At 43.7% G+C, this 21,514-nt stretch carries 20 protein-coding genes; all 20 read left to right on the plus strand.

Annotated features, from left to right (window positions below):
• Nucleotides 1–6 precede the first annotated feature (6 nt).
• Nucleotides 7–705 (plus strand): 6-phosphogluconolactonase, encoded by a 699-nt coding sequence (pgl, locus tag CTY47_RS13090; RefSeq protein ID WP_099465216.1) that lies wholly within the window; start codon nt 7–9, stop codon nt 703–705.
• A 219-nt stretch (nt 706–924) separates the two neighbouring features.
• Nucleotides 925–1,851 carry a tyrosine-type recombinase/integrase gene (locus CTY47_RS13095; RefSeq protein ID WP_099465217.1) on the plus strand — a complete coding sequence of 309 codons (927 nt, stop codon included), beginning with the start codon at nt 925–927 and terminating at the stop codon, nt 1,849–1,851.
• A gap of 375 nt (nt 1,852–2,226) precedes the next feature.
• A complete protein-coding gene (locus CTY47_RS13100; RefSeq protein ID WP_233202187.1) occupies nt 2,227–3,564 on the plus strand; it encodes a DUF3575 domain-containing protein in 1,338 nt (445 codons plus the stop codon).
• A 10-nt stretch (nt 3,565–3,574) separates the two neighbouring features.
• Nucleotides 3,575–4,477 carry a DUF5119 domain-containing protein gene (locus CTY47_RS13105; RefSeq protein ID WP_143813395.1) on the plus strand — a complete coding sequence of 301 codons (903 nt, stop codon included), beginning with the start codon at nt 3,575–3,577 and terminating at the stop codon, nt 4,475–4,477.
• Between the two features lie 22 nt (nt 4,478–4,499).
• Nucleotides 4,500–5,411 carry a fimbrillin family protein gene (locus tag CTY47_RS13110; protein WP_099465219.1) on the plus strand — a complete coding sequence of 304 codons (912 nt, stop codon included), beginning with the start codon at nt 4,500–4,502 and terminating at the stop codon, nt 5,409–5,411.
• Between the two features lie 30 nt (nt 5,412–5,441).
• Nucleotides 5,442–6,359, plus strand: a complete 918-nt coding sequence (locus CTY47_RS13115; protein ID WP_099465220.1) for a fimbrillin family protein — start codon at nt 5,442–5,444, stop codon at nt 6,357–6,359.
• A 26-nt stretch (nt 6,360–6,385) separates the two neighbouring features.
• Nucleotides 6,386–7,336, plus strand: coding sequence for a fimbrillin family protein (locus CTY47_RS13120; protein ID WP_099465221.1), 951 nt, complete (start codon nt 6,386–6,388; stop codon nt 7,334–7,336).
• Nucleotides 7,337–7,357: 21 nt separating this feature from the next.
• The gene (locus CTY47_RS13125) at nt 7,358–8,323 is read left to right on the plus strand and encodes a fimbrillin family protein (RefSeq protein WP_099465222.1); all 966 of its coding nucleotides are present in this window, start codon (nt 7,358–7,360) and stop codon (nt 8,321–8,323) included.
• Between the two features lie 82 nt (nt 8,324–8,405).
• Nucleotides 8,406–9,743, plus strand: coding sequence for a fimbrillin family protein (locus CTY47_RS13130; RefSeq protein WP_233202188.1), 1,338 nt, complete (start codon nt 8,406–8,408; stop codon nt 9,741–9,743).
• A 23-nt stretch (nt 9,744–9,766) separates the two neighbouring features.
• A complete protein-coding gene (locus CTY47_RS13135; protein WP_099465223.1) occupies nt 9,767–10,894 on the plus strand; it encodes a fimbrillin family protein in 1,128 nt (375 codons plus the stop codon).
• Nucleotides 10,895–10,950: 56 nt separating this feature from the next.
• Nucleotides 10,951–12,150, plus strand: a complete 1,200-nt coding sequence (locus CTY47_RS13140; RefSeq protein ID WP_233202189.1) for a BF2992 family fimbrillin-A clan protein — start codon at nt 10,951–10,953, stop codon at nt 12,148–12,150.
• A 25-nt stretch (nt 12,151–12,175) separates the two neighbouring features.
• Nucleotides 12,176–15,514: a BACON domain-containing protein gene (locus CTY47_RS13145; protein WP_158228539.1), complete on the plus strand. Its 3,339-nt coding sequence runs from the start codon at nt 12,176–12,178 to the stop codon at nt 15,512–15,514.
• A 97-nt stretch (nt 15,515–15,611) separates the two neighbouring features.
• Nucleotides 15,612–16,352, plus strand: coding sequence for a DUF4469 domain-containing protein (locus CTY47_RS13150; RefSeq protein ID WP_099465225.1), 741 nt, complete (start codon nt 15,612–15,614; stop codon nt 16,350–16,352).
• A 629-nt stretch (nt 16,353–16,981) separates the two neighbouring features.
• On the plus strand, nt 16,982–17,191 hold the full coding sequence (locus tag CTY47_RS16830) for a hypothetical protein (protein WP_143813396.1): 210 nt from the start codon (nt 16,982–16,984) through the stop codon (nt 17,189–17,191).
• 157 nt (nt 17,192–17,348) lie between these two features.
• Nucleotides 17,349–17,537: a DUF1566 domain-containing protein gene (locus CTY47_RS17460; RefSeq protein ID WP_233202190.1), complete on the plus strand. Its 189-nt coding sequence runs from the start codon at nt 17,349–17,351 to the stop codon at nt 17,535–17,537.
• Between the two features lie 524 nt (nt 17,538–18,061).
• Entirely contained in the window at nt 18,062–18,229 is a 168-nt protein-coding gene (locus CTY47_RS16955; RefSeq protein WP_158228540.1) for a hypothetical protein, read from the plus strand.
• Between the two features lie 12 nt (nt 18,230–18,241).
• Entirely contained in the window at nt 18,242–19,612 is a 1,371-nt protein-coding gene (locus tag CTY47_RS13155) for an RNA-directed DNA polymerase (protein WP_099465226.1), read from the plus strand.
• Nucleotides 19,596–19,940 (plus strand): four helix bundle protein, encoded by a 345-nt coding sequence (locus CTY47_RS13160; protein WP_099465227.1) that lies wholly within the window; start codon nt 19,596–19,598, stop codon nt 19,938–19,940. The genes CTY47_RS13155 and CTY47_RS13160 overlap by 17 nt, the downstream gene beginning before the upstream one ends.
• A 20-nt stretch (nt 19,941–19,960) precedes the next feature.
• Nucleotides 19,961–20,242 carry an HU family DNA-binding protein gene (locus tag CTY47_RS13165; RefSeq protein WP_099465228.1) on the plus strand — a complete coding sequence of 94 codons (282 nt, stop codon included), beginning with the start codon at nt 19,961–19,963 and terminating at the stop codon, nt 20,240–20,242.
• Between the two features lie 7 nt (nt 20,243–20,249).
• Complete coding sequence (locus CTY47_RS13170; protein WP_099465229.1) at nt 20,250–21,425, plus strand: OmpA family protein; 1,176 nt, start codon at nt 20,250–20,252, stop codon at nt 21,423–21,425.
• The last annotated feature ends 89 nt before the right edge of the window (nt 21,426–21,514 follow it).

The following is a 21,514-nucleotide window of genomic DNA, read 5'->3' on the forward strand; positions in this document are numbered from 1 at the left end:
GAATATATGAAAATAGAATATTGTAAAGATTCAAAAACAGCGCTTCGTATTATGACTGAGCATTTGACTCAGCTAATGCAGGAAAAAGGTTTAGAGCCGTTTAATCTGGCGTTGTCGGGAGGGGAAACTGCAAAACAAATATTTTCCCTTTGGGTAGAAGAATATAAAGATAAAATTGATTGGAATGCACTTCGCTTTTTCTGGGTAGACGAACGGTGTGTTCCCGCTTCTGATTCTGATAGTAATTATGGACAGGCAAATCGTTTGTTGTTTAAACCTCTGCACATTCCGGAAGAACATATTCATCGTATTAAAGGAGAGAAAGAACCAGGGGCAGAAGCTATGCGTTATTCGTGGGAAGTAAAAGAATATCTGCCGTTATTTAACTTGATGCCTACTTTTGATTGTATTATATTAGGCATAGGAAATGATGCACATACAGCCTCTATTTTTCCTAATACAATGGAACTATTGTCAGATAGCCGTAGTTATACAGTTTCTCAGCATCCAGCCAGTCATCAGTTTCGTATTACTATGACAGGCACTCTTATTCTTAATAATTCACCATTGTTGATACCCGTTTTCGGAGAAGATAAGAAGGCTGTAATAGAGCATTTGGCAGATCGTTTTTCTCCATCAAACGATACACCTGCTGCATATATTTTATCACATGCTGTGGATGCAACGGTATATACTACAGAATAGGATGCTGATGTGCGGAATCTTATTCTGGCTTTTTTGTAATCATGTTTTAACCAGATAGTCCATTATATAATAATGGGCTTATTATGTTATTGTTAATTGTAACCTTAGTTTCTGTTTTTTGTTTTTAGCTAAAATGACTAATATAAGCTAATATTTGAATATATCATTTTTGTGTTTTCCTCTGTTTATTTTTCACATGGTTTTTTATATTAATTAGTTATGGAGAATAAATTTACAATAGGAGCAAATGTTAGCCGTAAAGGTTTTGTATGGTTTGCCGACCAGTTAATAGAGGAAAAAAAGAAAACTGGTCATTTAGGTTTAGTACGGGTTTATCAAAGTAGTTTGAAGTCTTTAATCCTTTTTGTGGGGAATACATGGATTCCTTTTCATATATTGAATCATGAATTTATTAGAGATTATGTAGAGTGGCTTGAAAATAGAGGGATAAGTCGTAATACAGTACATTTTTATTTACGGAACATAAGAGCTATTTATAATCGGGCACAGTCTTTGGGATGTATATCTTCGCGTAAAAATCCTTTTGAAGGTTTTTCATTTACTCCACAACCAACAGTTAAACGCTCTCTTAGTAAGAATAAATTACGGAAAATATTGGATTTGAATTTAGTATTTGGAACTCCAGTTGCCTTAACAAGAGATATGTTTATGTTTAGTTTTTATTCATGTGGTATGGGATACGCTGATATGGCTTATTTACGCCATTCAAATATACATGAGAATATGATCCGTTATCAACGCGTCAAAACGAAGAGAGAGGTCGTTATATTTCTGGAATCTCCAATGTTGCATTTAATTGACAGATATCGCCGGGAAGATAGTGATTATGTTTGGCCAATCTTGTTGGATGATGCATCACTTGAAGAAAACTATCAACGTTATCGTAGTGGCCTCACTGCTTATAACCGGAATCTGGCACGTATAGGGGAAAAGTTAGATATACAGGGACTCAGTTCGTATGTTGCCCGCCATACGTGGGCAACTGTTGCCCGTAATAATTTAATGCCGACAGCGGTTATTAGTACATGTTTGGGGCATGCCAGTGAACGAACAACGCAAATCTACTTAGATTCTTTCAATTCTTCTTTGATACGACGTATAAATAAAAAGGTAATTGAACTATAAATCCAGGTTTTATTCAAATAGAATAATTAAAAAAACAAAACACCACGGATTTTAAATTGCTCTTGAAATTCATGTTGTCTCTCAAGATGAAATAATGTGCATCTATTATCAATAGGTGCACATTGTTTTATTATTTGTAAATACCGTCACAAAAATAGTGAAAATAAAAACACCAAAACACTTATAACTCACCGATGAAACATAATTTAACTATCAATAATACTGTCAAATTAGCCTATTTTAACAATGGTCGTATTCAGTAATTAATCTAAAAGAAGGTTACTGATATATTGTATATGTTTGAGCTACAAACATGTAGTACCTTTTGTGCACCTATTGATAATAGATGCACAATTAAACTTAGAAGCTTAAGTAGTGAAAAAAGTTCTGAACATATTGTTATTCTGCATATTATTAGGGGTAAATGAAGTGTTGGCACAGAATTATTTACCTGCTAATTCTTATTTGTTTTCTTTTCCAGAAAATCAGAATTTTTTACTAGCCGATTATGGGGATAATGCGTTTGCTTTGCAATGTATGAACGAAGATCTTCTTTCCGCCCGTTCAAAATTATTGGATAATAAATCTCATATATTAATTGTTGCTCATGTCAGCGCTTATGATTATGCAGAAGGAGCTGTTATTAATGAAGCTTCACTTCGTGCAAGTCGTATACGTGCGTATGTTAAATCCAAATTGAATATTCCTCATGAATGCGTGGCTTTTTACGTTGATAAGAGTGGCACATACAGGGATCGGGTAGATGTATATTTAGTAGGATCGCCTCTTCCGTGGTTTGTTAACCAGGAAATCTGTTATAGTGAAAGTCTATACCCTGTTGCTATTAAAGATGCTATTAAACGATATGGAAGCGTTCCTTATGTCGATTTCTATTCACGAGGTTCTTCAAATGGAGAAAGTCGTATCATTTATGTTATTACGGACGAATTGTTTGATGACTCAGAATTAGAAGACTATCGTTTGCTTATTAAAAATAAACCATCTGTTTCTGTTACCGGAAGAGTAATGACAGAAAATGGAACCCCGGTGCTCAAAACACAAACGGTGAAACCGGCAGTTAAATCAACTACCCCGTCTGTTGTACAGAAAGAATTACAGACTGCACATTATGTCTTTCCTTTAAAATTTGCAGTAAAGACGAATTTATTGCCTTGGTTTAAAATTGTTCCTTCTCTTGAATTGGGCAATGGAAATACAGGGATCCAGATAGGTTCTTTTATGCCAAACCTGGAATTAGAATACTATTTTGCTGATAGATGGTCGATTGCTTTGGCCGGTAAATATGCAGACTTTTCGTATAAGGGAAAGGATGATAATAAATGGTCCGTATCAGATATTACATTATCGCCTAAAGTGTGGCCGATTGAAAAAGGCTCTTTTAGTGGGCTTAGTGTTGGATTGTTTGGACAGTATGGCGATTTTGATATACGGGGGGAGAAAATTAGTGTGGATGGATTGTATGGTCGTACCGGACGTTTTTGGACAGCAGGTGCTTCAATCGGTTATTTAATTCCTGTTTATTCCGGTTTTTGTATGGAAGCGGAGTTGCAGACCGGATATCGTTCTGTCTTTAATGGAAAGAAATACAGGTATGACGAAATAGATAATAAAAACTATTTGGAGACTCGTTTTTCGTCTACCGGATTTATGGTTGGGCTAAAAATAAGTGTGCTGTATCGTTTTGGATTTTAAAGGAAAGAGTATGGTAAAATGTAAATATACACAAATCCTATGTTTGGCCGGAATCATTGCTTTAGTTGCCGGATTATCAGCCTGCGTATATCGTTCTACAGACGAAGACTGGGATCGTAATGGAAAGGTTCGTTTGATATTGAATTGGAAAACGAAGGATAAGCCCTCGGACATGATCTATTATTTTTATAAGGAAGGATCTTCTGCCCCTATTCTTAGGTATGGTAAATCTTCCGGATATGAAGGTACTCTGCCTGCCGGAATTTATCAGGTTGCCGTTTGCAACCCTGATGGTGCGAATATAGACTTAGATATGGATAATGGGTACGATGCTGCCCGTGCAGTTGCTCGTCCTGTTTCTTCTTTGAAAGCTACGGTGTCGCATGTTGCCCAGCCTATGAATTTGTATGGTACAGGTGAGGGAAAACTTGACGTTAGCGGCCCCGATTGTAGCACCAATGAATTATATCCGGCTTGTTTGGTTAAGCAAGTGGAGTTGAATGTTAAAATAGTTGGTCTGGATGGTATCAGGAAGATAGATGGTTTTATCAATGGTGTTTCTCCTGAAATACATATTCCTACAGGGAAAGCTCTTTTTGACCGTGTGGCTTCTGTCGCATTTACCCCGGAACAGATTGCAGGTGATGTATATGCTACATCGCTTAATTTATTTGGTTTTTGTTGCGGAGGTGAGGGCGAACGTGCGGAGTTGTTTCTTAACGTTACCAAGAAGGATGGTAATACTTTTACTTCATCAACAGATATAAGCGATCAGGTGAATGACGCTTTTAATGAAAGTTTATCCACTTATATAGTATTGGATTTGGAGATTTCGCCAGATAAAATAGATGGGATAAAGATAGAATTGACCGACTGGCATAAAGGGGTTGCCGGGGTTGAAACCTATGAGTAGTATATAGAAATTGCGTAAGGGTATGAAATTTGTATTGTGTTTTTATCGTCTGTTAGCTCTGATTGTATTATTTATTTATACAGGAACGGGGTGTTCGTCAGAAAAAGATGATTTTTCTGGACGGCGCGAAATTGTTTTACAATCACAGCTAGGTTATGCAGGTAGCGATAATTATGAAAATATAATAGATGATTCTGTCTTTTTTGCGAAAGGTGTCGAATCAAAAAACTATACAGAAGTCTGGAGTGCTGCCATGCAGTCAGTCGGCCGTGTCGTTTTTGCAGAACCGCGTTATTATCCCGAAGATAATAGTCAAGTATACTTATGTGGTTTTATACCATCGGCTGAGCTGTCGGATAATAATCAAGTTTCATATATACTAGACGGACAGCAAGATATTATGTTGTCGGAAGAACAGGCAGGAAGCATGAACGATATGTTCTGGCAGGATGAAAAACGTTTCGATTTCATTCATTTGCTTACACAGTTACGTTTTCAGATTCGTTGTGACGCCGAGGGTGTTTTACGGAATTTATCCCTTAAATCAATTATAGTAGAAGGTACACAAGCAGAGGCAACTTTGTCTCTTACAGATAAATCTCTCCAATTTACAGGTTCAAAAAAAGACATTATAGGATATGACTATACAGATGGTGATGTCGTTTTGCTGGGTACGGATAATGTATCTGTCCCTGGTGTGGTAATGATCCAGCCCAATGTACCTGTCTATATTTCTGTAATCTTGCAGACGCCTGTTGGCAATGAAACAAAGTTTGAGCATTTGCCTGTGGTTTTTGAAGAAGAAGGAGGAATGTCTTTGGCAGGAACTTCATATCTCTTATCAATAAATGTACATACGAAAGGAGTCATTGAATTGTCTTCGGTAGTTGCCAATTGGGTAAGGGGTAATAATGGAATGGGAGTTATAGAGTGAATATAAAATATAAATGAGATTATAAGTATTATGAAACAAAGTTGGATTTGTTCGGCATTATTGGCCGTAACGATGTGCGGTTGCTCGTCTGATGATGGAATGACCGGTAATGGTGGTGATGCGGAAATCAAAATTGGTGCCACTGTATATGGAACAATTACAAAAGCTCCTGTCACAACAGGTGATGAGTTTACTGCTGCTATTACCGCTTTTGAAGGTACAAGTGAACCAATAGACTGGACTGTAACTCCAAATTGGCAAAATTCGGTAACACTGACGGCTGCCGAAACTTCAGCAGGAAATAAAGTGCCGTTAAATACTTCCAAGACGTATCCGACAAATGGAAATGTTTATATGGCTGCCTGGCATCCTGAAATTGCTTCTGTGAGGGGTGTCGTACCCTTTAAGAAAACTGGAACGGAAGACATTATGTGGGGTGGAATAGTGAATGGAAGTAAAATGAAACCGGTTGGAGCTTTTGCTTTTACGCACGCATTAACTCAATTGGTTTTTCAGGTACAGGCGTCTGAGGCGTATATGGAAGATAGCCCTAAAGCAGTAAAAGCCATAAAGGTACAAGGTGCACAGTACGCACAATCCATGACTATTAAAGATGGTGGAATTACTTATGCCCCTGCAGCAGAAGTTCCTGTACCCGGTGCTCCCGAAACACCGCTGGCATTAACTACTACGTTGGTTAAGTTTGGTGAACCGTTAATGATAAATACATTAGACGGAGTAAAGGTGAAGATCACGTATGGCGATGATACCGTAAGCAAAGATATTACTATTAAAAACACAAAGGATCAGCAACCATTGAAAGCATTGGCAGGCAATTCACATCTTATTTCTTTAGTATTCCAGAAGAGTGGTGAAGTTACAATTGAAGGAACTGCCTCTGTTGCTCCTTGGGAACAAGGTGCAGAAGGTTCTGGTACAGTTGAATAATAATTATTAATATAAAATAGAACGCTATGAAAACAAGTAAGTATTTATTAGTGGGCATGCTGGCTGTATGTGGTTTATGCAGTTGCTCAAATGATGAAGAACCGATCGATAACGGAACAGCAAAAAATATTGAATTAAGTGCAGGTATTAGTACAACTACCCGTGCTGTGATTGACGCCGATTATAGTAAAGATTTGAATGTATCTTTCGGACGCTTGGATAATCCTTCTTCTAACACTACATGGGCAGCGGCTATTGATGCTGTTCGTGCCGGAGGTAGTGGAAATACTTCAGTAACATTCGGAACAACACAAACATATTCAGTATCTAATGGAGAGTCTGCATTAATTGGGTTCTATCCCCAGGCTAGTTTCGCTGCTACATCTAATCCTGCAAAGGTTTCTTATACGATAACGGGAGATGAAGACATTATGGTTACCGACGTACAAAAGGGTGCTGCTAATAGTCCTTTTCAGCCATTTACCTTTCAGCATTTGCTAACACAACTGCAATTCAAATGTGTGGGTTCTAGTGAAGCAGTTGCAAAATGGTCTGCTATTACTTCCATCACAGTGAAAGAGGTGCCTACAGCATTGGAACTTTCTATCGATAAAGCAAGCGGCGCTTCTTTAGCACCTGCTGCAGCTCCGGTAGAAGCAGATTTAGCTGTATTTAATTGTCCTACGGCTGTTACTCTTTCTACGGAAAAAGATCCTAAGATTGGTTATTTGATGCTATATCCTACAGCGGGTATGGGAACAGCAGCTTCGGCTATTACATTGGAAGTGAAAGCTACTTATGACAGTGTGGAGAAAACATTAACAGTACCTATCAATAATATAGCAGATGGAGTTAAAGCCAGCCAATCTCACATGATTACCCTGAACTTTACTGTAACGGGAGAAATTACCGTAGAAGCCGGTATAGCCGAATGGGTACCTGGTAACGGCGGAGGTTCTTCTGTTGTTCCAAACTAATGTTTTTAAATGTAGCAGGAGATGAAGATTTTACTAACGATAGTAACCGCGATGTTCCTTTGGGGATGTATGTCTTGTTCGGATGGAAAGGATGATCCGATTCCTGTTCCGACGGAGGTACATTTGGAAGGGGCTATTGGCTCTGCAACCCGTGCAGTGATAAACTCCGGCTATGAAAAGGACTTGGATGTATGCTTTGCCCGTCAGGATGAGACCTCGAAAGGATCTGCTGTATATGGAAACTGGAACATTTGTTTGGCTAAGCGGACAAATGGAAACGGACGCAGGCCGATTGTTTTTGCAGAATCCCAGTTATATCCGATACAGGGAGAGAATACTCGCCTGCATGGTTACTATCCGGCGGATAATGGGAAAGCGACATTAGTTAACGGAGGTGTACAATTTTCAGTAGACGGAACTACCGATATAATGGCTACGGGACTTTTGACGGGTAGTATGGATGCTCCTGTTACCTTGTGTACATTCCGCCATTTGCTTACGCAGTTACAATTTGTTTGTTACAGCTCTCATCCCGATAAATGGGGAAGTATAAAGAACATTGAAATTGTGGGAGTCCATACTAAGCAGGAGCTCGATCTTGTGTTGGTATCTCCTTCGCTGTCTAATGTTTCGTCGAATGGTGATGTACGGGATTTAACAGTTCAGGATATTCAGGATTTGCCGATCCCGGAAGTAACAGATCCCGGGAATGCTTTGCCGGATGCCCAAGGATATGTCTTGTTGCCTGTGCAGCCTGTCGACGGTACAAAAGAGCATCCGCTTTACGTCCGTATAACTACAACGAAAGACGGAAGAGGAAATGAAGTTCTTACAACATCCGATGTTTGTTTGTCGGTAGAAGGAGGTTTCCAGACAGGCAAAAGACATTTGATAACACTTTCCTTTACTGATGGAAATAGCATAGATGCTGTTTCTGTAGGTGTGGAGCCCTGGACAGATATGGATCAGGAAGAAATACCTGTATGAGGAGAGAGTGAGCGAAGCGAACTAAACGAGAAATTAATATAAATCAGGTACTCCGTAAGGAGGACCATAAAAACAAATGGATATGAAGAACATTATGAGAGTTGGCGCCTTTGCGGTTGCCATGTTTACAGCAGTAAGCTGTTCTGAAAATGAAACGGATATTCCGCAGCCGGATAATAATGGACAGGTTGCATTAGGAGTAACCACCAATCTGAAAGTAGATGCCGGAACGAAATCTGTTACGCGCTCTGTTGTAGTAGGCAATAAGATTACCTATAACAAAGACAATTATGCTGATAACGATTCTGTGCCGGGTATAGGTATTGTGATCTTGAACAAAGCTAAGAATGCTTGGTACTCACCGGATGGCACTAACCATACTGCTTATGCCTCTACTCATCAGGTTTGGTTTGTAGGTGATGAAGCCGGAGCCAACTGGCTTTCCATATTAACGAAAGACGCTACCCATAAAGATCAGAGAGAGACTCCTTTCTACCTGAAGAAAGATGTTGGTTGCGTATATGCTTATTATCCTTATAGTGCAACTGCATTTAATAGCGTAACTCCTTCGTCGGAAGCTGATATGAAAGTTCCTGCTAATCTTTTGAAGACAGGTACTATCGATGCTCAATATGCTAATAATGCAGCCATGAAGTGGGAGGGTGGCAAATGGGTTTCTAACGGTTCTACTAGCAGTGCTGCCCGTAAACAGAAGATCGCATCTCTTGACGAAAAAGACTATATGTATCATGACGCAACTGTTGCCGGTGGCCGTTATGTAAATAATGGACATGCCGATGGGTTCCCTGTTGTTAAACCGGATGCTGATGCAAATAACGCAAATGCAGATAACCCGGGTTGGAAGATTGGCCTGAGCATGAATCATACGTTGTCTATGGTATCTTTCCGTGTATATGATGGCGGAAAGTTAAGTGCTACAGATGTCAATCTTAAATCGATTGAAATAAAGAACCATGCGAGTACTACTAATCTTTTGGGAGAAGGTACGATGTCTTTGATTGACGGTACAATTACAACGAGTGGTGCTCCAGCAACAATCCTCCGTAACATAACCAATTACATATTGAAACGTCAGATAGAGACAGGAGGTGCAGAAACCGAGAATGACTTTATTGCAGCAGGTTCAGGACTGAATGCAGTAAGCGGTAAGTCTGTTTCTAAGGCTGTCAGCATGTCGCTTTATCCTTTCTCATTTAATGATAATGAAATAGATGTGAAAGTTACCTTAAATGACGGTAATGCCGATATGATCTTTACTGTTACTCTTCCTGCTATGCAATGGATGGCCGGTAATAATTACATCTATACATTGATGGCTGGTAAGAATAAGCTGGACGTTGTTAGTGTAGATGTAACAGACTGGGTAGACGAAGAAATAAGCGAAGAAATACCTCTATAATCCCCTTTTAAGTTACAAAGCCCATGAAACAGTTTTTATATAACCTGTCGCTCATTGCATTGATACTGCTGTGCTCATGTACAGAGGCGGAGACCTCTTTGGGCACAGGCCATGAAGGCGAAGGCGATAATACGGAAGAGGGAGTCCCTTTGAGTGTTAAGAATCTGGGCTTGTCAGTGGAGGTGGAATCGAGAAGCATTGTTACGGGAGTGCCTCCTGTTGCTACACCGGGTAACCCTAACCCGCTCCAAACAGTAGGACTGTTTGTTACGCAGGATAAGAACGGAATAACGTACCCGTATGATGGCAACTACAGACAGGTATTCAAGTACAATGTTTCGGCTTGGGAGCCTGATCCGGATTTCTATCCGATGCTCTATCTCTTTTCCGAAAAGGGAACGGTGTATGCCTATTCTCCTTCTGAGAAGAGCGTAAGCTTAGCTTCGGTGAATGGTACGAAAGTACCTGTCATGAGTAGCGTCTCGGTAAAGGACAAGCAGTCGTTTATATTTAGTGATGGCGGAACCGGAGCTCCGGGAGATGTAGCAACCGATGTACAATGGGAACTGGATGGTCAGGAAGACTACCTGTACGGTAAAGGCACTGCTATCGTAGACCGTTGGCATCCTCAGGTGTCGCTTACATTGAGCCATGCCCTTGCTAAAGTGAGCTTCCGTATCATCGAGTCCAACAGTGGCTCCGCCTTGTCGGAGTCGTATGTGATGTCTCTGGTACTGAAAGGGACAGGAGCTTTTAAGAAGGCTTCCAGCGCCAAGCTGAATCTGGAAACCGGCGAATTGAGCGGTTCGCTTACAGCGGTAGACCAACTTTCGTTCATCCCGGTAGGGGAACCGCGAAAGGTAGCAACCAATGTAGCTGACAGGTCAAAGGCTCCCATACAGGCATTCGGGCTGGCTATTCCGGTAACGGCAACGGGGGTGACCCTTGAGTTTACGGATGATGCCAAACGGGTGTTCACCATGAAGCCGCAAAGTGATGGTTCGCCTACGACATTCAACATTAACTGGGAGAAGGGCAAGAACTATATCTACAATATCGAGATACAACCTCAGGGTATTGTGATAACAGATTTACAGGTGACCGACTGGATAGCCGGAAACGGTAACGGTGAGGACATACCTGTTGAATGAATAGGGTGGGCGGGGAGAGATACCCCTCCCATTCACAAGAGAAAAAACAAAGAGACATGATGAAACGATTCCATTTATATAAGACAATTCTTTCATGCCGTACCCTGCTGGCTACCGTTTGTTTGTTGGCAACGGGATGTACGGGCAGCATGGTAGAAGATGTCGTTCCCGACGAAGCTCAGCCGGTAGAGTTGAGCTTTAGTCGTCCTGATTTGGGATTGACGGTGGTCACAGCGGGCGGTTCATCTACGAAGGCGCAGGTACGGGCCGATGGAGACCCGACAGCTCTGCCCGAAGGTGCAACCGTACGTATTGCTGCCTATCTGATAGGACGTTTGGGTGAAACTGTGACCAACCCGGCAGACTTTTCTACTGTTACTCCCAATTTTCAGGCTACCTACGTTGTGGGGGCGGATGGTTCATTATCTCCTTGTCTGGTAGATAATGAGGGAAAGAAAATAGAAGGTACTGCAAAAGGCATGTTTGTGCGTAGTGGTAAGTACGACTTCTATGCCATATCTCCGGCACGTCCGATTACGAATGCAGGAGGCACAAACCAGATAACAAATATCCCGCACAAAGAGGATGTAATGGCCTCCTGTGCACGAACGGTTACCATATCCAAGTCTTCAAGCACTGTAACCTTACAGACATTTAAACGAAAGTGTTCTTTGGTCGTGTTCAATGTGGCCTGCGACGCTTCGAGCGCTGTTTCGGTGATTAGTTTGAGAGGAACCGCCCTGAAGCTAAGCTCCATTTCCAAGTCGGGGGCAAACCTGGTTGCCGGTGAGAGTGAAGAGATTTCCAAGACCGGATCGGAGGCTACCGATGCCGGCACAGTCTCTTTTGTTGAAAGCGACTTTCAGGCCGTAGATCCCGCTTCCGATCCGGATAACCTGGGATTGAACAAAGTGATAGGAATCGTCCTTCCTAAAGATGGCACTCCCTTTAATATAGCCGTAACGGTAGAGCGTGATGGTAATTCGGTAAACCTGGGTGCAACGGTCAACAAGAACATTGCATTTGATTCCGGCAAGAGATATGTCTTTACCCTGCAGGTAAAGAACGATGTAAGTAAACTGCTTATGCGTGTGATGGACTGGAATACCATTTCGTTTACAGACGATAATGTAGGGGGAGCCGATCCCGGCAATCCGAATCCTTCCGACCCGGATATTAATGAGGGTATAGGCGTAGGAATTGTTATAGCTGAATGGACTAATATTGATTGGAGTGGTAACGGTAATGTAGGTTGAGATGATAATGGAAAAACAAAATACAATGAAACAGGCAAATAAAGTAAATAGTGACAGGTATGTAGATATCCGGAAACTACGTGTCGGGCTTTCGCTGACATGTTTGCTTCTTTTTGTTTTGCTGATGTTTCTGGGTGCGTGTTCGCAAACGGAAGTAGAAGAACGTCCCACAACGGGAGGCGAAGGAAAGGAAGTAGATGCAACATTCCGTATGAATGTTCTATCCAGCAACTCACCCTCTTCGCGCAGCCTTCTGTTTACAGGAAAGGAAACGAAAGAGTCGGTAGATACCGTATTTACGCCTTCCACAAGGGCAACCAATGCAATGGATAAAACTGCCGAAGACAACATAAGCAACCTTTGGGTAGCCCAATACGACGATACGGGCAAACTGTATAGCCAGTATTTTGAAAGCGGCGCTTTTACAACCAATCCTTCCGGTGGTATGGAAGTGAACTTAAAGCTGAAGACCTCGGCTGCATGCCGCATTTATTTTATTGTTAATGCCGGCGACCTGGAATCGTTTATTACCAGCGAGGCCGTATTGAAGACTTATACGAAAGACTTTGCCGTTTCGGCCGACGGCCTTCCCTCGGGAAGTCTGGGTATGACCGGATTATGGACAGGAGCCATAACGGATGCCGGAATAACCAGCTCGGTGGATATGGTGCGTCAGGCGGCTAAAATAGCTTTTAAGTATACAATCGGTAATGCCAACGGGTTCTCGTTCACCCCAACCAGTGTGACGTTGAACAATGTACCCGGCAAATCACAGTTTATAGAACCTGATGCACAACTATCGTCGGTTTCATATAAAAACTATACCGGAATAGTAGACAACACCTCGGCAACTATGTACTGGTATCTGCCCGAAAACAAGGCAGGCATAGTAAATGGAGCTAATGCCGTATCATCCGAGAAAGAGAAAGTAGGCACAGGCGTTACGAATGCAACATATATCGAAATACAGGGTACGGCCATACAAGACGGCGTTACTTACGAGAATGTCTCCGTCAAGTTATACCCCGGCGGCGATGCCACTCACATGACGAATACATACAACAATTATAACGTTTCGCGCAACTGCGCCTACAATATGACAATAACCCTTACCGGAATAGACTTTGCCGATAAGCGCGTTACGGTAGGCAAAGTACCCGATATTATTAACCCCGATAATCTGGAAGCAGCCAAAGGTTCGTCCAAAGATGTGCAGGTAACAGCCCGTCCGGGTGTGCAATGGAGCTTTATGCTGCCTACATGGCTCTCGGCAATGATAGGTAGTACTTCGGCAGGAGCAGGCGCGGAGATCACATACAACGGGCCGGCCAAGATCACGTTTACGGCCGTATCTGCCAACCCTTCGGCCGAAGAGCGGTCCGACAACTTTACGATAGACGGTAAAGTTGTTACAGTCAAACAAAACGGCTCCGTATTGGCCGTTAATAACCCGGGGCAGATGGACGCCGCTGTTAATTCGGTGAGCACTAATGCGTGGGTAAATGCAACGAAAGGACTGGCGATTCAGGCAACAATCAGCGGGGCGGACTGGCTCTCGTTCGCATCTCCTTTGTCTACTGAGGCTACAGGTGCAAATCAAGACCTGACGTTTAAAGCTACTACCAGCAACCCATCAAAGAATACCCGCCAGGCCACAGTAGTGGTGAAGGGCGGAAACTCTATAAGCAATGGCAGCTACCTTGCTTTGTCTAAAAACGTAACGGTTACGCAGGCCGGTTCTACCGTAACAGGCAGCTCGGTAGACGTGGCAGCTACGCCGGTGTCTAATGCTTCGGTAACTTTTGGCGCCACTCCCGGATTGACCTGGACTGCTTCCACCGGTACAGCCTGGATTGCGGTAGGCACTACCAGCGGAAGCAACACGGCAGCAAGCAATACCGTAACTTATAGTACGACAGCCACCAACCCCGGCAGTGCCAAACGTGCAGGTACTATCACGGTTACGGCCGGCGGACAAGCCGATAGCCCAACAGGTACACTAACTGTTAACCAAGCCGGATCTACGCTCGCAGTAAGCGGGGCTGCTACGATACCAAATACAGGAACCCAGTCTGCCTCCTCTACCTTTACTGCTACGCAAGGTCTTTCGTGGGCAGTGTCTAAGAGCAACCTGGACTGGTTGACGCTTTCGGGCACGACCAGCGGTACGAACAATACGACCGGCTCTGCGCAAAGTATAACCTATAGCGCCCCGGTAAATCCGTCCGCCTCTGTCCGCTCCGGTACTATCACGGTGAAAGCCGGAAATGCCGTAAGCGGCACCGATGCCGGACTTACAAAAACTATTGCCGTTAGCCAACCCGCATCTTCGCTTACCGTATCGGCTAATGTGAACCCATTGGCTGCAACATCCGGCGCTAGCGGTACTTATACGCTGAATGGAACGAGCGGATTGAGCTTTAGTGTTGCCAATGCCGTTTCTTCCTGGTTGACATTGACAGGTACTACTACGGGGACGACTAATGGCGCCAACCAAACATTTACTTATAAAACAGCTTCGGTGAATCCTAATTCAACGGAACGTAGCGGCAATGTAACGGTAACAGCCGGAAATATATCGAAAGCGGTAGCGATCAGACAAAGCGGTTCTACATTCTCGGTAAGCAACACCTCCGTAGATATAGCAGCCACTGCCACGAGCGGTAGCATTACGGTTACGGGTACAAGTGGCTTACCCTGGACAGCTACCCGTAAGAGTGGAAGTTCGGCCATTTCTGCCGGAACGTCTTCATCTACAGCCACCGGATCGGCACAAACGTTAAAGTTTAATACTTCTGCCAATACGGGCGATGAGCGTTCCGCTGTGTTTACTATTGCAGTAACGGGGGGAAACCATTCAAAAACGGTTACGGTTAAGCAGGCGGCAGGGCTTCTTAATAAGGTCACCATCAACCAGACTGTAGCCAATGCTTATAAGTCAGCTCAGTCTAACCTTTCTGCTTATCCTCCATTCAATTATGATGGTGGTGCTTCTTCCGGTACAACGGGTGCTGATAGGAATGGTACTTCTTCTACTGCTACTGTCACTAAGGAATATTCCATCGAGGTTGAGAAAACAGAGCGTGGCAGTTATTCTAATTATGCTACTGCTGTTAGTTATTGTAGTGGTAAGGGTAGTGGTTGGCGTGTTCCTACTCAGATTGAGTTGTTCGCCATGTATCAGAATAAGTCTACGTTAGAGTCCATATCTGGCTTCGCTGCGTTCACCAGCAATTGGTACTGGAGTAGTTCGGTCTACAATGGTGGTACCGGCGTACGCTGCATGTTGTACTTCAACAATGGCAATTTCAGTAGCGGCAACACGAACAACAGTCGCTATGTTCGCTGTGTCCGGGATATCTGATCAATTTAACAATTTAACAATTTAAACGAGAAGCCGGGGCTTTGCCCCGGCTTCGAAAAAAAATAGAGTTTCCTTAATCTAATTAAAACAAAAAAGCATGGCAACAATCAATGCAATTGCGCACAAGAACGAACTGACAAAAGACGTGAAGAATGATTTCTATCTCACTGCTCAAGTAACGGGTACTTTGTATCTGGAAGATATAATTGCACGTTTGGCAAAGCGGGAGATTGCAACTAAAAATGTAAATGGAGCAGCCTTTGTGCAATTGTTTCTGGACGAATGCGCCGCGGCAGCGGCGGAAGGATATAACGTGGTAACCAGTTTCTTCCGTTCATCCATTAGCATACAGGGAGTAATATATGATAAGGATCTGGGACATAATATAGAGCCATCCCGTTTGAAAGTTACAGTAAACCTTACACAGGGAGAAGGGGCTATCAAAGCTATTGGTGATGCTACGGTTTATGCTTTTGAACAATCCGGGGCAGTCGGCCCGGTTATTCAAAGCGTGTACGACCCCACCAACAATGAGGTAGATAGCCTGCCATTCCGCGGAATGGCACTTATTCAGGGAATGCGTCTTGCTTTGAAAGGAGATGATCCGGAAGTTGGCATTACTTTTACTCCGGCCGATACCGAAACAGGCGATACTCCTGTGTTTATTCCTGCAACAAAGGTGTCTCCCAATACGCCTGCCAAATTGCAATTTGTACTTCCGGCAGAAGTTACAACAGGCAACTGGCGTGTGAAGGTCTGTACCCAATCCAGTGGTAGTGGAGCTATAGTAAAGGACGCCCGTTCTTATGAGTATGAAAATGTGGTTTCGGTATATTAAAAAAATAATGTATTTGGTGATAGCTCATCACGCGGCAGGGTGATAGGCTGCCACGCGTAGGCGTGACGCGTTGTCACGTGGTAAGGTGATGGTGTATCACGCGTACGCGTGATACACCATCACGAAAAAAGTAAAAATAGAATAACTAATCTGGACTTCGGAATACCCTGCAGTTACGGCTCAGGGTAGTGTAAGATTTGGATGAATCCGGTTGCCCACAGGGCTGAGAGGCTCTGTTAAGATTCCGCCGGGAAGCCCCGGCAGGCAAGTTATAAGTGGCAACTACACCGTTCAACAGCAATTACTACTGGAGTAGTTCGGTCTACAATGGCAACGCCGACAGACGCTGCAAACTGAACTTCAACAATGGCAATTTCAATTGGAACAACACGAGCAACAACAACTATGTTCGCTGTGTCCGGGACTCATTGAAAATCTGCAAGCTGTTAGTCCGGCTAAAAAAAAGAAGAGGAGGATGTAAAATGAAATAAAGAAATAATGAATCAGGACTTCGGAATACCCTGCAGCCATGGCTCGGGGTAGTGTAAGATTCGGATGAATCCGGTTGCCCACAGGACTGAGAGGCTCTGTTAAGATTCCGCCGGGAAGCTCCGGAAGGCAAGTTAGAAGTGGCAACTACACCGTTCATCAGCAATTGGTACTGGAGTAGTTCGGTCTACAATGGTAATGCCGGCAAACGCTGCAAACTGAACTTCAACAATGGCAATTTCAATAACAACAACACGAACAACAACAACTATGTTCGCTGTGTCCGGGACTCATTTATGATTGATGCGTTGCGGTATGTCTTGAATCGGTGGAAACAAAGTATAACGTGAATTGATATAAAAGAATAAATAGTAATAAAATAATCCGGACTTCGGAATGCCCTGCAGTTACGGCTCAGGGTAGTGTAAGATTCGGATGAATCCGGTTGCTCACAGGGCGGAGGCTCTGTTAAGATTCCGTCGGGAAGCCCCGGCAGGTAAGTTATAAGTGGCAACTACATCGTTCATCAGCTCTAACTACTGGAGTAGTTCGGTCTACAATGGTAATGCCAATAACCGCTGCAAACTGCGCTTCAGTGATGGCAATTTCAATGCCAACAACACGAACAACAACAACTATGTTCGCTGTGTCCGGGACTCATTGAGAATCTTTAGGCTGACAGGATGGATTATTTAAGACATGATGTAAGCAGATAAAAGAAATAGTAATTAACAACAGAAATAATCTGGACTTCGGAATGCCCTGTAGTTACGGCTCAGGGTAGTGTAAGATTCGGATGAATCCGGTTGCCCACAGGGCTGAGAGGCTCTGTTAAGATTCCGTCGGGAAGCCCCGGCAGGCAAGTTATAAGTGGCAACTACATCGTTCATCAGCGGCTACTACTGGAGTAGTTCGGTTTACAATGGTGACACCGGTAGACGCTGCAAACTGAACGTCAGCAATGGCAATTTCAATTGGAACAACACGAACAACAATAACTATGTTCGCTGTGTCCGGGACTCATTGAGGATCTTTAGGCTGACAGGATGGATTATTTATAAATAGGGAAATAATATGTAGAGAAAGAAAAAGTAGTTTGAACTTCGGAATACTCTAATGTTACGGCTTAGGGTAGAGTTAAGATTCGGACAAATCCGGTTGCCCACAGAACGGAGGTTCTGTAAATATTACACCGGGATGCCCCGGCAGGTAAGTTAGAAGTGGCAACTTCACCGTTCACCAGCAATTGGTACTGGAGTAGTTCGGTCTACAATGGTGATACCGGCAAACGCTGCATGTTGAACTTCAACAATGGCAATTTCAATAACAACAACACGAACAACAATCGCTATGTTCGCTGTGTCCGGGACTTGTTAGCGAATCTGTAAAATGTGGATGAAATGAAGATAGATTTTGAATCATTAGTGGAAGCGTGGCTTGATTGCCGCCGGGCTAAAAGGCGTACACCGGTTGCGATGGACTTCGAGGTGGATGCCGAAAGCAACTTGTATAACCTGTATAAGGAGATAGAAGAGGGTACATACAAGATATCACGCTCAAATGCTTTTATAGTGCTCCAGCCGGTGAAGAGGGAGGTGTTTGCAGCCTCTTTCCGCGACCGGGTGGTTCACCATTATTTGGCTGCCCGCATAAACCCCTTGTTTGAAAAGGAGTTTATACTGGACAGTTATTCATGCAGGGTAGGAAAAGGCACACTGTTCGGGGTGAAACGCCTGAAACGTTTCATAGCCCAATGCTCCGCCAACTATACCGAAGACTGCTACGTGCTGCAATGCGACATCCGCGGCTTCTTTATGAACATAGACCGCCGCTTGCTGGCAAACAAGCTGAATGCTTTCCTGAAAGAGAAGTATAAAGGGGATGATATGGAGACAATCCTTTATCTCACTAATATGATAGCTTTGGATAATCCGGTGTCGAGGGTGCATGTAAAAGGGTTCCGCCATCTGTGGAAAGGCTTGCCTAAAGACAAGAGCCTCTTCTCGATGAACGGTATGCCTATGCCTTGCGACAAGGCGCCGAAGCAGTTGGACATGTTTGTCTGCAACAAAGAACTGGGCTTGCCCATCGGCAACCTGACGAGCCAGTTGTTTGCCAACTTCTACCTGAATAGCTTTGACCACTATTGCAAAAGTAAACTGCGACTGCGTTACTATGGACGGTATGTAGACGATTTCTTTGTGGTACATCAGGATAAGGACTTCCTTAAAAGCCTGGTACCCGTTTTTCAGACATTCTTGCGTGATGAACTGGGGCTGACCCTGCATCCTAAAAAGATACGGTTGACACATTATTCCAAAGGAGTCCGCTTTGTGGGCGCTATCGTGAAGGGACGGACTATAAAGACGGGCAAACGCGCCATAAAAGGCATGCGTAAAACAATTGGTGAGTATAACTACAAAGCTTCCCGTCGTCCGCTCAGTGATGATGAAGAAGAACATTTCCTTCAGAGCCTTAATTCGTATCTGGGTCTTATGAGGCACCATAATAGTTTTAGCCTGCGGAAGAAGGTGCGCGAGTGGCTCTCTCCGGCGTTGGATAAGCTTTATTATTTCACCCCCGAGAAGATCGTACGGAAAGAGAAGGTGCGGTTGCTGCGCCACCAGGCTGTACGGAATATATGTGCAAATATTATGAGATGTCAGAAAAAGGCCGGGCTGGTTCCCGGAAACTACGACGATTTATACATGGAAGTGTATGCTGCCCGGTATAATTGTCCAGAAATATTGAATCATGGCTTTACATACTGAAACACCGCTTTATCTGCGGACAGTGGAGTTGATTAAAATGATTTACGCCGTGTCGCATCATGCCCCGCGTGAATACAAGTATACGTTGATGCAGGATATACGGCGGGATGCGATGAATCTTACACGCTGCATTTACCGTGCTAATGTGTCGCAAGACAAGACGCCGCATTTGATGCAGCTTGTCGACGAGTTTGAATTCCTGAAACTGGAAATACGCCTGTGCAATGAATTGAAGGTAATAGATACCGGCAGCTATGCCAAGCTTGTATTGATGATGGAAGATATCGGACGGCAGATTACAGGTTGGCGCAAAAGTATAACAAAGTAACAAACATAAATATATAGATTATGAATAAGACAGATTTGGCAAATGCGTTGTCGGAGAAGATGGATATTACACAACAGGAGTCTCTCCGCTTTATTGGCTCTTTGATGGAAGTTATAGGCGAAGAACTGGGAAATGACGGTATGATTGCTCTTCAGGGATTTGGCTCATTGGTTCCCTGGAAACAAAAGGAACGGCCCGGACGAAACCCCCAGAATGGAGCTCCTTGTACGATACGTCAACGGATGAGTGTCAAGTTCAGGCCGGGTAAGTTCTTGCTAGAGTCGATCAACAGACAAAAATAGATAAATAATGAAGGTGAAAATTGTAGGAGATATAACGGGGCTTGCTTTATTAATGGCATTACCCTCGTGCGGATCAGGGCGACAGGCTGTGGAGACGCAATCGGAGTTTATACCGCAACAGGAAGTAACAGAGAGGAGAGACCTGGCCGTGCAGGCATCCGGATTGGTACGCCATAAAGAGATACCGATGGTACAGGTAGACGCCTCCTCTGTGCTTAGCCGTATGATTAATTATATAGAGCCCGAAACGGCGGTTATGACGCCTGCTGTTACCACACAGCAATTGACGGCATATATAGACTTTCCGGCTAACGGAATAACCATAAACCCAACTTATGGAAATAACCGTGCGGAGCTGGCCAAGCTGAAAGAGCAATTGATGCCGTTGCTCCGCCAGGGGAACGAGGTAGAATCGATTCGCCTTACCGGTTATGCATCCCCCGATGGAAATACCAAAGAAAATGAGTGTCTGGCAGGTAACCGTGCTATCCAATTCAAAAACTATCTGCTGAAGCAGTATAAGTTTCCGGATAACGGAATGATTAGCATCGATTGGGTAGGCGAGGACTGGGACGGCCTGGCAAAGATTATAGCTAAATCGGGCAAGCCGTATGCACGCCAGGTGTTGGCTATTATAAACGGGCGTCAGGATGCTGATAGTTGCCGTCGTCAGATACGTGCATTAGACAAGGGCAATGTATATAAAGATATTGAGAAGAACTTCTTCTCGCGTTTGCGCCGTATGGAACTGGCCGTGTCTTATAAGTCGCAGGCAATGGTTGTCTCCAAACAATCGGGTATGGATATGACGGAGTTGGCACAGAAAGTATATAATGCTCCCGATAAGCTAAGTCTGGATGAATTGTTGCAGGTTGCAACTTTGTACCGTCCGGGTACCGAACAGTATCGCGAGGTGTATGAATTGGCAGCTTACCGTTTCCCTTCTTGTAAGGAAGCCGTCTTGAATGCGGCAGCAGCTTCTATTGCTTTGGGAGATGTCGAAGCTGGCCGTTATTTTCTGCAAGGGGCGGGCGACGATCCGCGTTCGTGGAATAACAGGGGTGTTTTGTGTCTGATGAATGGTGATCTGGAAGGAGCTATGAACTTCTTTCGTAAATATCTGCCCCAGAACCCGAGACTTGCGCGTCAAAACATGGAAATAACCAAAGAGATGCAGAGATGATGAAATAGTAGTTATAAGGCTAGGGGAGGTATATGTTGGGAAACAAATACACTCCCCGAATTTCATTTACTATAAAAAATAAAGGCAAC

This window comes from Parabacteroides provencensis (assembly GCF_900232875.1).
In the GTDB taxonomy this organism is placed as follows: domain Bacteria; phylum Bacteroidota; class Bacteroidia; order Bacteroidales; family Tannerellaceae; genus Parabacteroides; species Parabacteroides chinchillae.

Bases quoted from the DNA above. Each gene is read 5' to 3' on its own strand.
- pgl (WP_099465216.1), top strand. From the start codon at position 7: ATGAAAATAGAATATTGTAAAGATTCAAAAACAGCGCTTCGTATTATG.
- CTY47_RS13095 (WP_099465217.1), top strand. From the start codon at position 925: ATGGAGAATAAATTTACAATAGGAGCAAATGTTAGCCGTAAAGGTTTT.
- CTY47_RS13105 (WP_143813395.1), top strand. From the start codon at position 3,575: ATGGTAAAATGTAAATATACACAAATCCTATGTTTGGCCGGAATCATT.
- CTY47_RS13110 (WP_099465219.1), top strand. From the start codon at position 4,500: ATGAAATTTGTATTGTGTTTTTATCGTCTGTTAGCTCTGATTGTATTA.
- CTY47_RS13115 (WP_099465220.1), top strand. From the start codon at position 5,442: ATGAAACAAAGTTGGATTTGTTCGGCATTATTGGCCGTAACGATGTGC.
- CTY47_RS13120 (WP_099465221.1), top strand. From the start codon at position 6,386: ATGAAAACAAGTAAGTATTTATTAGTGGGCATGCTGGCTGTATGTGGT.
- CTY47_RS13125 (WP_099465222.1), top strand. From the start codon at position 7,358: ATGAAGATTTTACTAACGATAGTAACCGCGATGTTCCTTTGGGGATGT.
- CTY47_RS13130 (WP_233202188.1), top strand. From the start codon at position 8,406: ATGAAGAACATTATGAGAGTTGGCGCCTTTGCGGTTGCCATGTTTACA.
- CTY47_RS13135 (WP_099465223.1), top strand. From the start codon at position 9,767: ATGAAACAGTTTTTATATAACCTGTCGCTCATTGCATTGATACTGCTG.
- CTY47_RS13140 (WP_233202189.1), top strand. From the start codon at position 10,951: ATGATGAAACGATTCCATTTATATAAGACAATTCTTTCATGCCGTACC.
- CTY47_RS13145 (WP_158228539.1), top strand. From the start codon at position 12,176: ATGAAACAGGCAAATAAAGTAAATAGTGACAGGTATGTAGATATCCGG.
- CTY47_RS13150 (WP_099465225.1), top strand. From the start codon at position 15,612: ATGGCAACAATCAATGCAATTGCGCACAAGAACGAACTGACAAAAGAC.
- CTY47_RS13155 (WP_099465226.1), top strand. From the start codon at position 18,242: ATGAAGATAGATTTTGAATCATTAGTGGAAGCGTGGCTTGATTGCCGC.
- CTY47_RS13160 (WP_099465227.1), top strand. From the start codon at position 19,596: ATGGCTTTACATACTGAAACACCGCTTTATCTGCGGACAGTGGAGTTG.
- CTY47_RS13165 (WP_099465228.1), top strand. From the start codon at position 19,961: ATGAATAAGACAGATTTGGCAAATGCGTTGTCGGAGAAGATGGATATT.
- CTY47_RS13170 (WP_099465229.1), top strand. From the start codon at position 20,250: ATGAAGGTGAAAATTGTAGGAGATATAACGGGGCTTGCTTTATTAATG.